Annotated in this window: 15 protein-coding genes; 3 read left to right on the forward strand and 12 right to left on the reverse strand. The window is 71.0% G+C overall.

The features are described 5' to 3' along the window. Nucleotides 1-27: 27 nt before the first annotated feature. Nucleotides 28-1,323, forward strand: coding sequence for a phosphoribosyltransferase family protein (locus tag ACQ5BE_RS02255; RefSeq protein WP_430295301.1), 1,296 nt, complete (start codon nucleotides 28-30; stop codon nucleotides 1,321-1,323). A 68-nt stretch (nucleotides 1,324-1,391) separates the two neighbouring features. On the opposite strand, the gene ACQ5BE_RS02260 is transcribed toward ACQ5BE_RS02255, so the two are convergent. From ACQ5BE_RS02260 to acsA, 5 genes are read right to left on the reverse strand one after another with little or no spacing between them, the layout of a single operon-like run. Beyond that, complete coding sequence (locus tag ACQ5BE_RS02260) at nucleotides 1,392-1,640, reverse strand: phosphopantetheine-binding protein (RefSeq protein ID WP_430295302.1); 249 nt, start codon at nucleotides 1,638-1,640, stop codon at nucleotides 1,392-1,394. Continuing rightward, on the reverse strand, nucleotides 1,637-2,932 hold the full coding sequence (locus tag ACQ5BE_RS02265) for a dihydrolipoamide acetyltransferase family protein (protein ID WP_430295303.1): 1,296 nt from the start codon (nucleotides 2,930-2,932) through the stop codon (nucleotides 1,637-1,639). The genes ACQ5BE_RS02260 and ACQ5BE_RS02265 overlap by 4 nt, the downstream gene beginning before the upstream one ends. Beyond that, nucleotides 2,925-3,905, reverse strand: a complete 981-nt coding sequence (locus ACQ5BE_RS02270) for an alpha-ketoacid dehydrogenase subunit beta (RefSeq protein ID WP_430295304.1) — start codon at nucleotides 3,903-3,905, stop codon at nucleotides 2,925-2,927. Before ACQ5BE_RS02270 ends, ACQ5BE_RS02265 begins: the two co-directional genes overlap by 8 nt. After that, nucleotides 3,902-4,903, reverse strand: coding sequence for a pyruvate dehydrogenase (acetyl-transferring) E1 component subunit alpha (gene pdhA / locus ACQ5BE_RS02275; protein ID WP_430295305.1), 1,002 nt, complete (start codon nucleotides 4,901-4,903; stop codon nucleotides 3,902-3,904). Before pdhA ends, ACQ5BE_RS02270 begins: the two co-directional genes overlap by 4 nt. Further along, nucleotides 4,900-6,633, reverse strand: coding sequence for an acetate--CoA ligase (gene acsA, locus ACQ5BE_RS02280; protein ID WP_430295760.1), 1,734 nt, complete (start codon nucleotides 6,631-6,633; stop codon nucleotides 4,900-4,902). The genes pdhA and acsA overlap by 4 nt, the downstream gene beginning before the upstream one ends. A gap of 69 nt (nucleotides 6,634-6,702) precedes the next feature. On the opposite strand from acsA, the gene ACQ5BE_RS02285 reads away from it, so the two are divergent. Beyond that, nucleotides 6,703-6,837, forward strand: coding sequence for a hypothetical protein (locus tag ACQ5BE_RS02285; protein ID WP_430295306.1), 135 nt, complete (start codon nucleotides 6,703-6,705; stop codon nucleotides 6,835-6,837). A gap of 454 nt (nucleotides 6,838-7,291) precedes the next feature. On the opposite strand, the gene ACQ5BE_RS02290 is transcribed toward ACQ5BE_RS02285, so the two are convergent. From ACQ5BE_RS02290 to ACQ5BE_RS02300, 3 genes are all read right to left on the reverse strand, one after another. Then, nucleotides 7,292-7,525, reverse strand: coding sequence for a hypothetical protein (locus ACQ5BE_RS02290; protein WP_430295307.1), 234 nt, complete (start codon nucleotides 7,523-7,525; stop codon nucleotides 7,292-7,294). A gap of 294 nt (nucleotides 7,526-7,819) precedes the next feature. Continuing rightward, nucleotides 7,820-8,752: a polyphosphate kinase 2 gene (gene ppk2 / locus ACQ5BE_RS02295; protein ID WP_430295308.1), complete on the reverse strand. Its 933-nt coding sequence runs from the start codon at nucleotides 8,750-8,752 to the stop codon at nucleotides 7,820-7,822. 150 nt (nucleotides 8,753-8,902) lie between these two features. Further along, on the reverse strand, nucleotides 8,903-10,429 hold the full coding sequence (locus ACQ5BE_RS02300) for a CHAD domain-containing protein (protein ID WP_430295309.1): 1,527 nt from the start codon (nucleotides 10,427-10,429) through the stop codon (nucleotides 8,903-8,905). A 419-nt stretch (nucleotides 10,430-10,848) separates the two neighbouring features. Between ACQ5BE_RS02300 and ACQ5BE_RS02305 the strand changes: the two genes are divergently transcribed. After that, nucleotides 10,849-11,085: a three-helix bundle dimerization domain-containing protein gene (locus ACQ5BE_RS02305; protein WP_430295310.1), complete on the forward strand. Its 237-nt coding sequence runs from the start codon at nucleotides 10,849-10,851 to the stop codon at nucleotides 11,083-11,085. Nucleotides 11,086-11,286: 201 nt separating this feature from the next. On the opposite strand, the gene pdxS is transcribed toward ACQ5BE_RS02305, so the two are convergent. From pdxS to thrS, 4 genes are all read right to left on the reverse strand, one after another. Further along, nucleotides 11,287-12,195, reverse strand: coding sequence for a pyridoxal 5'-phosphate synthase lyase subunit PdxS (gene pdxS / locus ACQ5BE_RS02310; protein WP_208712652.1), 909 nt, complete (start codon nucleotides 12,193-12,195; stop codon nucleotides 11,287-11,289). Between the two features lie 68 nt (nucleotides 12,196-12,263). Next, complete coding sequence (pgsA, locus tag ACQ5BE_RS02315) at nucleotides 12,264-12,884, reverse strand: phosphatidylinositol phosphate synthase (protein WP_430295311.1); 621 nt, start codon at nucleotides 12,882-12,884, stop codon at nucleotides 12,264-12,266. Further along, nucleotides 12,874-13,533 carry an HIT family protein gene (locus ACQ5BE_RS02320; RefSeq protein ID WP_413247836.1) on the reverse strand — a complete coding sequence of 220 codons (660 nt, stop codon included), beginning with the start codon at nucleotides 13,531-13,533 and terminating at the stop codon, nucleotides 12,874-12,876. Before ACQ5BE_RS02320 ends, pgsA begins: the two co-directional genes overlap by 11 nt. A gap of 1 nt (nucleotide 13,534) precedes the next feature. Continuing rightward, nucleotides 13,535-15,565 (reverse strand): threonine--tRNA ligase, encoded by a 2,031-nt coding sequence (gene thrS / locus ACQ5BE_RS02325; protein WP_430295312.1) that lies wholly within the window; start codon nucleotides 15,563-15,565, stop codon nucleotides 13,535-13,537. Nucleotides 15,566-15,601: the final 36 nt, after the last annotated feature.

Genomic DNA, 15,601 nt, shown 5'->3' on the forward strand with positions numbered 1-15,601 from the left:
GTGGAGGGGACACGCGAGGAGGACCAGATGCACGTGTTCAAGGACAGGTCCGAGGCCGGCCGTGAACTGGCCCGCGCGCTCACACGCTTCCGGGGGCCGGGGACCGTCGTCCTCGGGCTCCCCCGCGGCGGCGTCCCGGTGGCGTTCGAGGTCGCCGTCGCCTTGGACGCCCCTCTGGACGTGATCGTGGTCCGCAAGCTCGGAGTACCGTTCCAGCCTGAGCTCGCGATGGGAGCGGTCGGCGAGAACGGCGTCCGGGTCCTCGACGACCGGGTCCGCTCGCTGTCCGGAGTGACCGAGCGCGAACTCGCGCTGGTGGAGGCACGGGAACGCGAGGTCCTCGAGAAGCGCGTCGCCCAGATCCGGGCGGTCCGCGCGCCCGAGGACCTCCATGGGAAGACAGCTGTCATCGTCGACGACGGCATCGCCACCGGCTCCACCGCCCGGGTCGCCTGCCGGGTCGCCCGTGCTCTCGGCGCCGAGCGCGTCGTGCTCGCCGTGCCCGTCGGCCCCAAGGACACCGTCGCGGACTTCCCGGAGGCCGACGAGGTGGTCTGCCTGACGACTCCGTCGCCATTCCGGGCGGTGGGGCGCTTCTACAGCGACTTCTCCGCGACGGAGGATGACGAGGTCCTCCACCTCCTCGATGCGGCGGCCCGGCGCCCGGCCCCGGTGTCCCCGCAGAAGGACGCCGCGCCCGTGCACGAGGACGTGCTCATCCCGCTCGACGGCGTCACGGTCCAGGGCAGCCTCCACCTCCCGGCCACCGGCGGCGTCGTCGTGTTCGCCCACGGAAGCGGCAGCAGCCGGCACAGCCCGCGGAACCGGGCCGTGGCCCGCGTCCTCCAGAATGCAGGACTCGGCACCCTCCTGCTCGACCTCCTGTCCCCGGACGAGGAGCTAGAGCGCCGGGCTGTCTTCGACATCGGGCTTCTGGCCTCCCGCCTCACGGCAGCGACCGACTGGCTGCGCTCGGAGCGCGCTGCTTCCCGGACGGTCGGGTACTTCGGGGCGAGCACCGGCGCGGCAGCGGCCCTGTGGGCAGCGGCGGAGCCGGACTCCGGAATCTCCGCCGTGGTCTCGCGCGGCGGCCGGCCGGACCTCGCCATCGGGCGCCTCGGCGATGTGCAGGCGCCCACCCTCCTGATCGTCGGCGGGGCGGACCACCAGGTCCTCGAGCTCAACCGCGAGGCGGCACGGCACCTCAGGTGCCCGCATCGGCTCGAAGTCGTGCCGCGCGCTACCCACCTTTTCGAGGAGCCTGGCACGCTCGACGCCGTAGCGCGCCTCGCCCGCGACTGGTTCACCGAGCATCTAGCCTGAGAGCCGCATCCAGGAATGAGCCTCGGCTGGTCCTCCAGGGAGAAGCCCCTGAGCCTCTGAGCGGAGGCTCAGGCAGTGGCGTGGGCGGCGACGTAGGCGACGAGGCCGCCGAAGGTGCCGACCTGGGCGTAGTCCCGCTCAGGCACGTCCACGCCTGTGGTCTGGGCAATCTGCTCGATGAGCCGCAGGAAGTCGAGGGAGTCGAGGTCGAGGTCCTGGCGCAGGCGGTCGGCGTCGTCGATCTCCTCCGGCTCGATCTCGGGTGCGATCTCGCGCAGCGCCGCGGTCACGGCGGCACGTGTGTCGGTGGGGGTCATAGCTCCTCCGGTGTGAGCAGGAGTTCCTGGATGCGGGTCAGGTACCGTCCGCCGCCGAGGCCGTCGCTCACCCGGTGGTCGGCCGAGAGGGTCGCGGTGACGGCCTGGCGCACGCCGAGCATCCCATTCTCGGCCCACGGGCGCTCGATGACGCGCCCGAACCCGACCATCGCGACCTGCGGGGGGACGATCACGCCGAAGACGGCCTCGACGCCGAGGTCGCCGAGGCTCGTGACGGTGATGGTCGCGTCCGCCATCTCGGTCCGGAGCAGCCGGCCGGCCCTCGCGCGGGCGACGAGGTCGCGGAGCTTCTCCATGAGCTCGTCCACGGTCAGGGCGTCGGCGTCGTGAAGGGCGGGCGCGACGAGCCCTCCCCCGCGCAGCGCCACTGCGACCCCAAGGTGCACCCGCTCGCCCGCGGCGAACCCCGAATCCGTCCAGTAGCCGTTCATGCCGGGCACCTCGCGGGCGGCCACCGCGGCCGCCTTGAGCAGGAACGCCGCCGGGACGAGCCGTGCCGAGACGGGGCGGGCCAGATTCCGCTCCTGCATGAGGGCCATCGTCGCCGAGAGGTCAACGGTGGTGCTGAGGTAGTAGTGGGGTACGGTCGCCTTCGACTTCGCCATGAGGCTCCCGAGCGCCGCGCGCAGCGTGGCCGCCTTCCCGGCGCGGGGCTCGGCGGCCGGCTTCCCACCAGCCGACGACGGCGCAACCGCCTCGCCCCCGGACGGAACCGGGCGTGCAGCCGCCGCCGCGGCACGGCGCACGTCGGCCTCGGAGACGCTCCCCTGCTGGCCCGTTCCGACAACACCCTCGAGGTCGATCCCCAGCTTGGCCGCGAGGCGCCGGGCCAGAGGCGACGAGCGGACTCGGTGCGGGGCTGCTGGCGGGGGGACTTCCGGCACAGGAGCCGACAACGGAGCCGCAGGCGCAGAAGGGGCGGACATCGAGGGGGCAGCCGCCGGCGGCGCCGGAACGCGTTCGTCGGGCGCCGGCGCCGGTGGCGCGGAGGCCGCGGCCCCTGCGGCAGGTCCACCGGGTTCGGCCGCTTCCGCTGCCTCCTCCCCCAGACGGACGATGGGGGTCCCGACCGGGACCGTCTCGCCGAGCCCCACGAGGTACTCCCCCACCACGCCGTCCTCGAACGACTCGACGTCCATGACCGTCTTGTCGGTGTCCACGACCGCGACCAGGTCGCCCCGGTGCACCGCGTCGCCGGGCTTCACGAGCCACTCGACGACCTTGCCGTGGTCCATGTCCGCCCCGAGCGAGGGCATCCGCAGCTCAGGCACCGGACGACACCGCCTCGAGTGCCGCCGCGACCACGCGTGGCGCGGAGGGGAGGGCTGCCTCCTCGAGGTGCTTGGCATAGGGCATGGGCACCTCCGCGCCGCAGACGCGGCCCACCGGCGCGTCCAGGTCGTAGAAGGCCTTCTCGCCGATCCGCGCGGCGATCTCGGCGGACAGGCTCCCGCTGCGCCATGCCTCGTCCACGACGACGGCGCGGTGGGTGCGGCCAACGCTTGCGAGGATGGTCTCCTCGTCGAGGGGCCGGAGCGTGCGCAGGTCGATGACTTCGGCACTGATGCCCTGCTCGGCCAGCTGTGCCGCAGCGTCGAGCGTCAGCGGGAGGGTCCCGCCGTAGGTGATGAGGCTGATGTCCGTCCCGGCCCGGCGCACGGCGGCCCGGTCGATTCCCACCGGCCCGGCCTCGCCGTCGAGCTCGCCCTCGACGCCGTAGAGCGAGCCGTGCTCAAAGATGAGCACCGGGTCCGGGTCCTCGAGGGCGGTCCACAGCATGCCCCGCGCGTCCTCGAGCGTGGCCGGTGCCAGGATGCGCAGGCCGGGGATGTGTGCGTACCAGCCCTCGAGGCTGTGCGAGTGCTGGGCGCCCAGCTGCCGCCCGGCACCGGTGGTCATCCGGATCACCAGCGGCACGTTGAACTGGCCGCCGGACATGTGGAGCAGGGTTGCTGCGCTGTTGACGATCTGATCCAGCGCCAGGAGGCTGAAGTTGACCGTCATGATCTCCACGATGGGCCGCATGCCGCCGAGTGCCGCGCCGATTCCGGCGCCCACGAAGCCGGATTCGGACAGCGGCGTGTCCCGCACGCGTGCCGGTCCGAACTCCTCGAGGAGTCCCAGGCTCACGGCGAAGCAGCCGCCGTAGGCGCCCACGTCCTCGCCCATGAGGAACACGCGCTCGTCCCGCTGGAGTGCATCTCGCAGCGCGGCCCGCATGGCCTCGCGGTAGGTGGACTTCATGGCGTGCGCCTCTCGCTGTAGACGAAGCGCGTCAGCTCATCGGCGGGCTCGAGCGTTCCAGCCTCGGCAAACGCGATGGCGTCCCCCACTTCGTCGTCGACCTCCCGCCCGATCCGCGACCACGCGTCGTCGTCCAGCTGGCCGGCCGCCACGAGCGCGTCGCGCAGGGCCGGGATGGGGTCCCGCTGCATCCAGGTGGCGACTTCGGCCCTCTCGCGGTAGCGCTCGGGATCGAACATCGAGTGGGCGCGGAAGCGGTAGGTCCGCAGCTCGAGGAAGTACGGGCCGCCCCCGGCGCGGACGGACTCGGCGGCGCGGCGCGCGGCGTCGGCGACCGCGAGGGCGTCCATGCCGTCGACCTCCCACGCGGGGACGCCGTAGGAGGAGGCCTTGAGCGCAAGGTCCGTCTGCGACTCCGACCTCGTCAGGGCGGTGCCCATGGCGTAGAGGTTGTTCTCGCAGCAGAAGAGGACAGGGAGGCGCCACAGCGCCGCGAGGTTCATGCTCTCGTGGAACTCCCCCTCGGCCATGGCGCCCTCCCCGAAGAAGCACGCGGTCACACGGTCTCGGCCCTGCATGGCGTCTGCGAGGGCCAGCCCGACGGCCAGCGGGAGCCCTCCCGCGACGATGGCATTGCCGCCGTAGAAGCGGGCACCGGCGTCGAACAGGTGCATGGAACCGCCGCGTCCCCGGCTGCAGCCCTCGGCTCTGCCGAACATCTCGGCCATCAGGCTGCGAGCCGAGACGCCCCTCAGCAGGGCGTGGCCGTGCTCGCGGTACGTGGCGACGACGGCGTCCTCCGCCCCGAGCGTGTGCATGACGCCGGCCACGACGGCCTCCTCGCCGATGGAGACGTGGAGGAAGCCGCGGATCTTCTGCTCGGTATAGAGCTGCACGCACGCCTCCTCCAGGCGCCGCACGCGCAGCATGGACCGCAGCAGCCCTGCGGCCGTCTCGGGATCCGCCGTCAGCAGCCCGTTCGAGAGCGAGGTGCTCATGGCCGTGCCTCCAGGGTCGAGACGTCGCCCTCCGGCAGGCCCAGCTCGCGCGCCTTCAGCAGGCGCCGCAGCACCTTCCCGCTGCGCGTGTGCGGCAGGGCCTCCACGAACTCGACGTCGCGCGGCGCGACCGCGGCACCGAGGCGCCGTCGTGCGAAGCCGATGATGTCGAGCCTCAGCCCGCTGCTCGGCTCGCGGCCCGGCCGGAGTTCGACGAAGGCCTTGACCGTCTCCCCCGCCACCTCGTCCGGCACGCCGATCACGCCTGCCTCGGCGACCGCCGGGTGCTCCATGAGGGCACTCTCGACCTCGAACGGGCCGATCAGGTGGCCCGAGGACTTGATGACGTCGTCGCCCCGTCCGACGAACCAGAAGTAGCCGTCGTCGTCGCGCGCCGCGAGGTCGCCGGTGAGGTACCAGCCGCCGGCGAAGCACTTGCGGTAGCGCGCCTCCTCGTTGAGGTAGCCGCGGAACATCGAGGGCCAGCCGGGGCGCAGGGCGAGCTCGCCGACGTCGCCGGCGTGCTCCACCTCGACGGCCTCCCCGTCACGGAGCACGGGACGGTCGTCGGAGCCGCGCATCAGGACCGCCGCTTCGACGCCGGGCAGCGGCTTACCCATGGAACCCGGGCGGATGTCCATCGCGGCGTAGTTCGCGATCATGATCCCCCCGGTCTCGGTCTGCCACCAGTTGTCGTGGATCGGCAGGCCCAGGGCCTCCTGGCCCCACAGCACGACCTCGGGATTGAGCGGCTCGCCGACGCTCGCGACGAAGCGCAGGGCGGACAGGTCGTAGCCCGCGGCCCGTTCCGCGCCGGCCTTCATGAGCATCCTCAGCGCGGTCGGGGCCGTGTACCAGACGGTCACCCGCTGCTCCGCGAGGATGCGGTACCAGCGGTCGACGTCGAGCTCCTCCTCGTCGACCACGGCGGTCACGCCGTGCACGAGCGGGGCGATGATCCCGTACGAGGTCCCCGTCACCCAGCCGGGGTCGGCTGTGCACCAGTAGACGTCGTCCTCGTGGAGGTCGAGGGCGAAGCGGCCGGTCGCCCAGTGGGCCACGACCGCCTCGTGGACGTGCTGGGCGCCCTTGGGCGTGCCGGTGGTGCCGCTCGTGAAGTGCAGGAGGGCGTAGTCGCCGGGACGGGTCGCTGCCGCCGCTTCAAGCGGTTCGGCGGCGGCCAGGAGCGCGGCGAGGTCGAGCGTCCCCGGCTCTGGTTCGCCGTCCGCGTCGACGAGGAGCACGTGGTGCAGGTCAGGGAGGTCCGCCCTGAGCGCGGCGACCTTCTTGCGGTACAGGGATCGTGTCGTGACGAGCACGCGGCCGCTGCCCAGCCGGAGCCGCTGGCGGACCGGGTCCGGGCCGAAGGCAGAGAACAGGGGGCAGAAGACGCTCCCGGCCTTGAGGGTGCCGAGCACGGCGGCGTAGAGCTCGGGCCTACGGCCGAGGAGCGAGAAGACGCGCTCGCCGGGCCCGACGCCGAGGCCGCGCAGCACGCCGGCGAAGCGGCTCACGCGGTCGGCGAGCCCAGCGTAGGTGATCGATTCGAGCGACCCGTCCGCCCGCACGAAGCGCAGGGCCTCACGGGCCGCCAGCGGTCCCGCCGCGTGCCTGTCCACCGCTTCGTGCGCGATGTTGAGCCCGCCGCCGGGTAGGCCGGAGAGTGCCCGGCGCGCATCGTCCCAGCTGAAGGCGGCGCGTTCGGCGTCGTAGTCGGCAAGGTGCGGCATCACGGCCAGTGTGCTGGCGTCCTTGCGGATGACCGGCCACGCGGTTCCCGTCGGGGTCTCTGCGCTCACGTGACCATCTCACGCCCGCAGCCCGTGGGGGCCAAGTGCCGAAAGTCCCCGCGCCTTCCGCGGCGCGCGCCCAACCGCACGACGGCGGCCCGCTCCTTCGCCGGGAAGGTGCGGGCCGCCGTCGTGCTCGGGTGAGGCTCAGCCGGCGGTTGCCGGCCGCGGCCTGCTACCAGCCCCGCTCGGCGAGGCGGTGCGGTGCCGGGATGTGATGTTTTGACCTTGATGCCGGTGTCCAAAGTCGGTATCCGGAGGGCTCTCGTCACGTGCTCCGCGTCTCGTTGCTGAGGGCGGACTGGCAGGCTGGCAGGCGATGCCGTTGACAGCCGCTTTGGCCGGCTGGCCGCCCCAGCAGCGCCCCTCGTGCTCGGCGCGCGAGGGGAGTCGTCGACCGGGACCGGCTTGTGGGCGGCGGGCCCATCGCCACCTCCCCGCGCGGTGGGCACTTCGTTGGGAACTCAGCGAAATCCCACGGCGGCGCCTGTCTCAGCAATGTGTCTCACTCCAGCGTTCTCGGAATCGACGGGATTGAACCTCAAACGGGGCGGTTTGGCCCGCTGCGCTTCCAGAAGGCTGTGCGGCGCCAGCCGGATCAGGAGCCGGCGGCCTCGCTGATGTGAGCCTGCTGCCTGATGAACTCGAGGTCACGCGGGGACAGGCTGCACTCCCCATGGGCATCCGCGGAGAGCAGTTCACTGCTGGGGTCGATGCTGGCGCGGTTGACCGCGTTGACGACGGTACGCGGGAGCACCGCGCAGCCCGGATTCTCGACCAGCCACCGCCGGGTGTCTGGATCCAGCAGATTCCACCATTGCTCGATGGTCATCGGACTCAGCTTTCTCCCGCGCTCGCGCCGGTAGCTGCGGGCACTGTGCGGCAAAAGGGGAAGCGACGGCTGCCCGACGGCGCGGCAGTGACTGCCCGGGCAGACCTCAATGACTACGGTAAGAATTGCCTCCACCAGCCTGTCAAGGCCCGGGGCAGCCGCCTACGCGGAAGGACCGCTGCGTCATCCGAACGCGGTCTTCAAGGCCCGCTCCCGTGCCGCGTGGGAGATGGGAGGCCGGTGGCCGCGCAGCCCTTGCGCACCTGTGGTGCTGGCCCGGCAGGGGCCCTGGCGTCAGTCGCCGACGGCGTGCCTGGCCCGCTGGACGATCAGCGGGTCCGGGGCGTGGACAACCTCGGTGTCCTTGCCGTCGTAGTCGAACTGGTCCAGGAAGTAGCGCATGGCGTTGAGCCGTGCGCGCTTCTTGTCGTTGGACTTCACGGTGATCCAGGGGGCGTGATCGGTGTCGGTGCGCAGGAAGGTCTCCTCCTTGGCCCTGGTGTAGTCCTCCCACCTGTCCAGTGAGGCAAGGTCCATGGGCGAGAGCTTCCAGCGGCGCACCGGGTCGATCTGGCGGATGGCGAAGCGGGTGCGCTGCTCCAGCCTGGTGACGGAGAACCAGAACTTGGTCAGGTGGATCCCGGAGTCGACGAGCATCTTCTCGAACTCGGGGGCCTGGACCATGAAGGTCTGGTACTCCTGCTCGGTGCAGAAGCCCATGACCCGCTCGACGTTGGCCCGGTTGTACCAGGAGCGGTCGAACATCACGATCTCCCCGGCCGTGGGCAGGTGCTGAATGTAGCGCTGAAAGTACCACTGGCCGAGCTCCCTGTCGGAGGGCCTTGCGAGCGCCACGGCGCGGGCCGAGCGGGGGTTGAGGTGCTCGGTGAACCGCTTGATCGTGCCCCCCTTGCCCGCCGCGTCGCGGCCCTCGAAGACGATGACCTGCTTCAGGCCCCGGTCCTGGCCCCAGTACTGGAACTTGAGCAGCTCGACCTGCAGACGGTACTTCTCGAGGTCGTAGGCCTCCCGGGTGAGCCTGTCCCCGTAGGGGAAGTCCTCGCGCCAGGTCTCCACTGCCGAGCCGCCGGGGTCGATGAGCTCGGGATCGTCTCCCTGCCCGCCTTGGACGGTGTAGCCGAGCTCGACGAGCTGGTCGATAGCCTCGCGCAGGTTCTCCCGGACCCACCACTGGTCCACCGGACCAGACGTCGCACCCTCCGCCATCCCAAGCCCCCTTCTCGGCTCCTCGATGCCGCGCAGTCTAGTCCACCGGTGAGGGCCACGGCGCGCCGGGCCCCCGGGTTGCCTGGGCTGCCTGGGGCTGATGCCCCCTAGGCAGCGGCAGCGCGAAGCACGTCCTCGTCTCAGGTGGGCCTAGGAGGGCCGCAGGGCCCTGGGATGGAAGTCGGCCCACTCGCTGGAGAACCGGCCGCGGGCCTCGTCCGCGCGGGCCTGCTCCAAGGCGTGCAGGCGCCCGAAACTGAACGCATTGCCCCCTTCGGCGTAGGCCTGGACCGCCAGCTCCCGCAGGAGGGCCCGGCTCACAACGCTGTCCTGGAGCTCCCCGAGGGTCTCCTGGATCTGCTCGGCGGCCCTGGCCAGACGCTTGGCGCGCTTGCCATGCACCGGGGCTGCCGCCTCTGCGGCGTACCGCAGGCGTTTGGCGCTCTTGCGCACCTCATGCAGGGCCGCGTCGACCGCTCCCTGCTCCACGTCCGTCGCGTCCTCCGCGGCGCGGACGGCCCTGCGGAGCCGACGCGTGTCCTTGGCCACGCGCCGGGCGACGGCCTTGACGGCCTTCTTCCCGGCCGCCTCGGTCAGGGGGGGCTCGGCCAGGAAGGCGTCGAGCGCATCGAGCAGGCGGAAGTACCTCGCGCTGTCCATGGCCTCGAGCCCCGAGGCGTGCGCCCGGCGGTAGCGCGCGCCGGATTCCTCCTCGATGCGCTGCGCGACCGGGCCCATCAGCAGGTCCGAGGGCTCGGCCTCGGCCATCTCCTTCAGCCGCTCGCGCATGACCTCGACGTCGCGCGCCTGCCCAACCGTTCCCGCCGCCCACTTCAGCTCCTCGCGCAGGTGGTTCGCCGTGGGGGCGTCGATGAACTTCCTGTAGGTCGCCAGGACCGAGCGCATCCGCCGCGCGGCCACCCGCAGCTGGTGCACCGCGTCCGGCTCGTCCAGCCGAACTCCGGAATCGACCCGCTTGAGCGCATCCGTCTGCTTCCTGGCGTAGGCCAGCAGGACCGTCCCGGCTGGTCCCTTGCGCTTGGGCGCGAGGTCCGGTTCCCGGGCCCACGGGTACGAGGGACCGAGCGCGCGGGCGAGCTTCGACGGCGCATGCGCCGGTGTGACTCCGACATCGGCGAGCAGCGCGTCGGCCGCCTCCAGGAGATCCGCGGTGCCGTCGACCAGCTCGATCTCCCATTCGCGCCAGCTCTGCAGCAGGCCGGCGCCGAGCGGGGCCTCGGACTCCACGTGGTCATCGCTGAACTCCGCCAGGACCACCCGATCCGCGCCGAGCAGGGGGACGGTGGTGCGCCGGGTCGTCAGCTCGGCCACCGGGTGCAGGGCCCGGTCGCGGACGTGCACTGCGACAAGCTGCCGGATCCGTCGCGGCACCTTGTCCGTGTCCGAGCCCACGGGCTCGGTGATCTCGGTGCGTGCGCCAGCGCCCTCGGGAAGCTTCAGGTGCCACCCCGCGTCCACTCCCCCAGTCCGGCGCCGCAGCGTGATGCCGTGCGCCGCCAGCGTCAGATCCTCGGTGTCGAAGTACACGGCCTCCAGATGGTGGGTGGCCGACGGGCCGAGCTGCGCGACGTCCCGGAGCTCGGTGAAATGCGGGACAGGGGCGTCCCGGTCCACGTCGTACTTGCGCTCGACCTCGAGGGCGTCCTGGCCGGCCATGGCTTAAAGCCTAGGCTCGTCCTCCGGGAAGCGCACCGGTCGGAGGGATCCCAATGGCGGGCACCGGTGCCGGCCGACGGTTCGGCGGCCAGGGCGGGACTCCAGAACGAACTGCGGCGGCGCGCCTTGACAGGCCCTCGCGGGGGGGTTTTGGAGGCGGTGCCGTCATCGGCGGGCACCACCTCCAGCTCCACATGTGCGGACCCGGGGACGCGGGAGCGTCCCGGGCTCGTGGTGCGCCGCGCGGCGCGGCGGGTCACTCCGCGGCGGGGAACTGCGGGACAACCAGATCCACTCCACGGTTGTGCAGCCCTCCCCGCACCGGCGGTGTCGGCCCGCAAACGATTCCGGCAAGAGTCGGGGCAATAGCCGCTCAGGGGATTGTTGGTCGCCGACGCCGAGGGAGGGACCATGGTGGGATGGAGCAGAGTGAAGCCCAGGCCCTAGCTGGCGTGCGGGCCCGACTGTCCGCGCAGTTCCCCGACGTGGGCGAAGACTCCGTGGCCGAAGCCGTGGCCGCCGCCCACGCCGAGATGACTGGCCCAGTCCGGGACTACGTGCCGGTGCTGGTCGAGCGCACCGCCCGCGACCGCCTTGTCAAGCGTCTCGGGCACCCGCCGCGCCCGACCCCAACAGGGGCACTCCCCCGTCCGTGAAGACCACGTGCCACTGCTGCCTGCCGACTTCGCAGAGCTGTTCATCGTCGCCTTGTTCGCCGGGGTGGGCGCACCCGCGCTGGGGATGTTCGTCCTGTACTGCATAGCCTCGCGGTCGTCCTGACAGCAGCGCCGAAACGAGCAGGGCCCACGCCGCCAGACAATGGCGGCGTGGGCCCGAATCGCCTCACTTACAAGCGTTTACCAGCCGCGCTCGGCGAGGCGGTGCGGTGCCGGGATGTCGTCGACGTTGATGCCCACCATGGCTTCGCCCAGGCCGCGGGAGACCTTGGCGATCATGTCCGGGTCGTCGAAGAAGGTCGTGGCCTTCACGACGGCGGCCGCGCGCTGGGCCGGGTTGCCCGACTTGAAGATGCCGGACCCGACGAACACGCCGTCGGCGCCGAGCTGCATCATCATCGCCGCGTCAGCAGGGGTCGCGATGCCGCCGGCGGTGAAGAGCACCACCGGGAGCTTGCCGGTCTCGGCGATCTCGCGCACGAGCTCGTACGGTGCCTGCAGCTCCTTCGCCGCCACGTAGAGCTCGTCCTCGGGCATGGAGGAGAGCCGCTTGATCTCCGCGCGGATCTTGCGCATGTGGGTGGTCGCGTTCGAGACGTCGCCGGTGCCGGCCTCGCCCTTGGAACGGATCATCGCCGCGCCCTCGTTGATGCGGCGCAGCGCCTCGCCGAGGTTGGTCGCACCGCACACGAACGGGACGGTGAAGGCCCACTTGTCGATGTGGTTCTCGTAGTCGGCCGGCGTCAGCACCTCGGACTCGTCGATGTAGTCGACCCCGAGGGACTGCAGGACCTGGGCCTCGACGAAGTGGCCGATGCGGGCCTTGGCCATGACCGGGATCGAGACGGCGTTGACGATCGAGTCGATCATGTCGGGGTCCGACATGCGGGACACGCCGCCCTGGGCGCGGATGTCAGCAGGGACGCGCTCGAGCGCCATGACCGCCACGGCCCCGGCGTCCTCGGCGATCTTCGCCTGCTCGACGTTGACGACGTCCATGATGACGCCGCCCTTGAGCATCTCGGCCATGCCACGCTTGACCCGGCTGCTGCCGGTCGTGGGTGCCGAGGCGTTTGCTTCAGTAGACACGTACTCGTCTTTCTTGTCGCGCGAAAAAGCTTGGATACGTCTGGTGGGACACCCCAGTCTATCGCCCGTCAGGCAGGCGCGTCCCCAGTGGCGGACTGCACCCGGACGGTCAGGATCCGCTGCCCCACGGTGACCGCGCTGGCGACGGCGAGGACCCCCAGGGCCCACGCCAGGACCACGGTCGGCAGCCCCAGACCGCACAGTCCCGTGACGACCAGCGTCAGGACGAGGCGCTCGGCCCGCTCGGCGATGCCCACGTTCGCGTCGAAGCCGAGGGACTCCGCCTTCGCACGCGCGTAGGAGACGAGGTTCCCGAGGGCGAGGCATACGACGGCGAGGACGCCGACGGCGGGGCTCCCGCCCGGACCGAAGAACCAGAACGCGATTCCTGCGAAGACGGCACCGTCCTGGACGCGGTCCAGGGTCGAGTCGAGGAAGCTCCCCCACCGGCCGGTTCGGCGCGTCAGCCTGGCCATGATGCCGTCGAGGACATCCGAGAAGATGAACACCGTGATCGCGATCGTGCCCCAGAAGAGCTCGCCGAGCGGGTAGAGCACGAGGGCCGAGGCCGTCACCCCGAGCGTGCCCACGGCGGTCACGGCGTCCGGGGACACGCGCAGGCGCAGGAGGAATGCCGCGAGCGGTGTGAAGAGCCGTGTGAAGAGCGCCCGCGCGTGCCTATTGAGCACCCGTGTCCGTCCCCGGCCCGCGCCCGGCCAGCCGCTCGCCGTCGTCCTCCCCCGTCCCCGCCACGGTGGGCCAGGCCTCCGCGATGACCTCCCGGGTCTCCCCGAGGGTCTGGGTGATCTGCTTGGTCTGGGCGATGATCGGCAGGAAGTTGCCGTCGCCTCCCCAGCGGGGCACGACGTGCTGGTGGAGGTGCGCGGCGATGCCCGCCCCGCCGGCGTCGCCCTGGTTGATGCCGAGGTTGAAGCCGTGCGGTCCGGCCACCTTGCGGATCACGCGCATCGCGGTCTGGGTGATCTCCGCCATCTCAGCCGTCTCCTCGGCAGTGATGTCGGTGTAGTCGGCCACGTGGCGGTACGGGCACACGAGGACGTGGCCGGGGTTGTACGGGTACAGGTTCAGGATGGCGAAGCACGTGCGGCCGCGGTGGACGATGAGGGCCTCCTCGTCGGTCCGGCCCGGCGCCGCGCAGAACGGGCACTCCTTGTCCTTGAACTGGCCCTGGCCGCCCTTGATGTAGGCCATACGGTGCGGCGTCCACAGTCGTCCGAAGGCGTCGGGCGTGCCGGGGAGCTCGAAGTCGTCGGTCACCTCGCTGTCCTGGGGCGCGGGGCCCGCGGGAGCGCTCTGCGCGCCGGTGGGGTCCGCCATGTCAGCGCGCCCTCGTGCGCACGGCCTCGACGATGCGCTTGACCGCCTCGTCCACGGGCACGCCGTTGTCCTGGCTGCCGTCGCGGAAGCGGAACGAGACCGCTCCGGCCTCGGCGTCCTCGCCGCCGGCGATCAGCACGAACGGCACCTTCTCCTTGCTCGCCGTGCGGATTTTCTTCGGGAACCTGTCGCTCGAGGCGTCCACCTCCGCGCGGATGCCCTCCTTCTTGAGGCGCGCGACGACGTCGAACATGTAGTCGTTGAACGCCTCGGCGACCGGGATCCCGACGACCTGCACCGGGGCGAGCCACGCGGGGAACGCCCCCGCGTAGTGCTCGGTGAGGACCCCGAGGAAGCGCTCGATCGAGCCGAACTTCGCCGCGTGGATCATGACCGGCTCCTGGCGCGTGCCGTCGGCGGCCTGGTACTCGAGGCCGAAGCGGGCGGGCTGGTTGAAGTCGTACTGCACCGTGGACATCTGCCAGGTGCGGCCGATCGCATCACGCGCCTGCACCGAGATCTTCGGACCGTAGTAGGCGGCCCCGCCCGGGTCCGGAACGAGCTCGAGACCGGTCTCACGGGCCACCCGCTCGAGGACGGCGGTGGCCTCCTCCCACTGCTCGTCCGTGCCGATGAACTTGTCCGACTCGGGGTCACGGGTGGAGAGCTCGAGGTAGAAGTCGTCGAGGCCGAAGTCGCGCAGGAGGGACAGGATGAAGTCCAGCAGGTGCTTGACCTCGGCCGGCGCCTGTTCCTTGGTCACATACGAGTGGGAGTCGTCCTGGGCGAACCCGCGCACGCGGGTCAAACCGTGCACCACGCCCGACTTCTCGTACCGGTACACGTGGCCGAACTCGAAGAGGCGCATCGGGAGCTCGCGGTAGGAGCGGCCGCGCGAGCGGTAGATGAGGTTGTGCATCGGGCAGTTCATGGCCTTGAGGAGGTAGTCCTGCCCCGGCTTGGTGATGTTTCCCTCGTCGTCGCGCTCCTCGTCGACGTGGAGCGGCGGGAACATCGTGTCCGCGTAGTACGGGAGGTGGCCCGAGGTGTGGAACAGGCCGTCCTTGGAGATGTGCGGCGTCCCGACGTACTGGAAGCCCTCCTCGATGTGCCGGCGGCGCACGTAGTCTTCCATCTCGCGCTTGATGATGCCGCCCTTGGGGTGGAACACGGGCAGGCCCGATCCGAGCTCGTCAGGGAACGAGAACAGGTCCAGCTCGGCGCCGAGCTTGCGGTGGTCGCGGCGCTCGGCCTCGGCAATGCGGTCCTGGTACTCCTTGAGGGCTTCCTTGGTGGGCCACGCCGTGCCGTAGATGCGCTGCAGCTGCTTGTTCTTCTCGGATCCGAGCCAGTAGGCCGCGGCCGAGCGGGTGAGCGCGAACGCGTTGGAGATGAGCTTCGTGTTGGGCAGGTGTGGGCCGCGGCACAGATCGCACCAGACGACCTCGCCACTCTTGCGGTCCACGTTGTCGTAGATCGTGATCTCGCCAGCACCGACCTCGACGTTCGCGCCCTCCTTGGCCGCGGCCTCGTGCGTCTTCGACGTGTCATCCTTGGCGCCGAGGATGACGAGCTTGTACGGCTCGTTCGCCATGGCGGCGCCGGCCTCGACCTCGGTGACGACGCGGCGCTTGAAGAGCTGGTTCTGGTTGACGATCTTGAGCATCATCTTCTCGAGGGCGCGCAGGTCCTCGGGGGTGAAGGGCTCGTCGACGTCGAAGTCGAAGTAGAAGCCGTCCTTGATGTACGGGCCGATGCCCAGCTTCGCGTCGGGCCGCAGCTGCTGGACCGCCTGGGCCATGACGTGGGCGGTCGAGTGGCGCAGGACGTTGAGGCCGTCCTGGCTCGCGATGTCGACGCCCTCGACGACGGCGCCGGCCGGCACTGGCTGGTCGAGGTCCTTCAGCACGCCGTCGACGCGCATGACGACGATCTCACGGCGCCCCTCGAAGAGGCCGGCTCCCGTGGCGCCCTCCGCGACGGTGCGCTCCTCGCCGTCGACGGTGATGGTGATCTGCTGGGCATCTGACACGGGGGTCTCCTCTTCATCTGTGGGCTTCATAGCTTG

Source organism: Sinomonas sp. B1-1 (assembly GCF_050474465.1).
GTDB classification, from domain to species: domain Bacteria; phylum Actinomycetota; class Actinomycetes; order Actinomycetales; family Micrococcaceae; genus Sinomonas; species Sinomonas flava.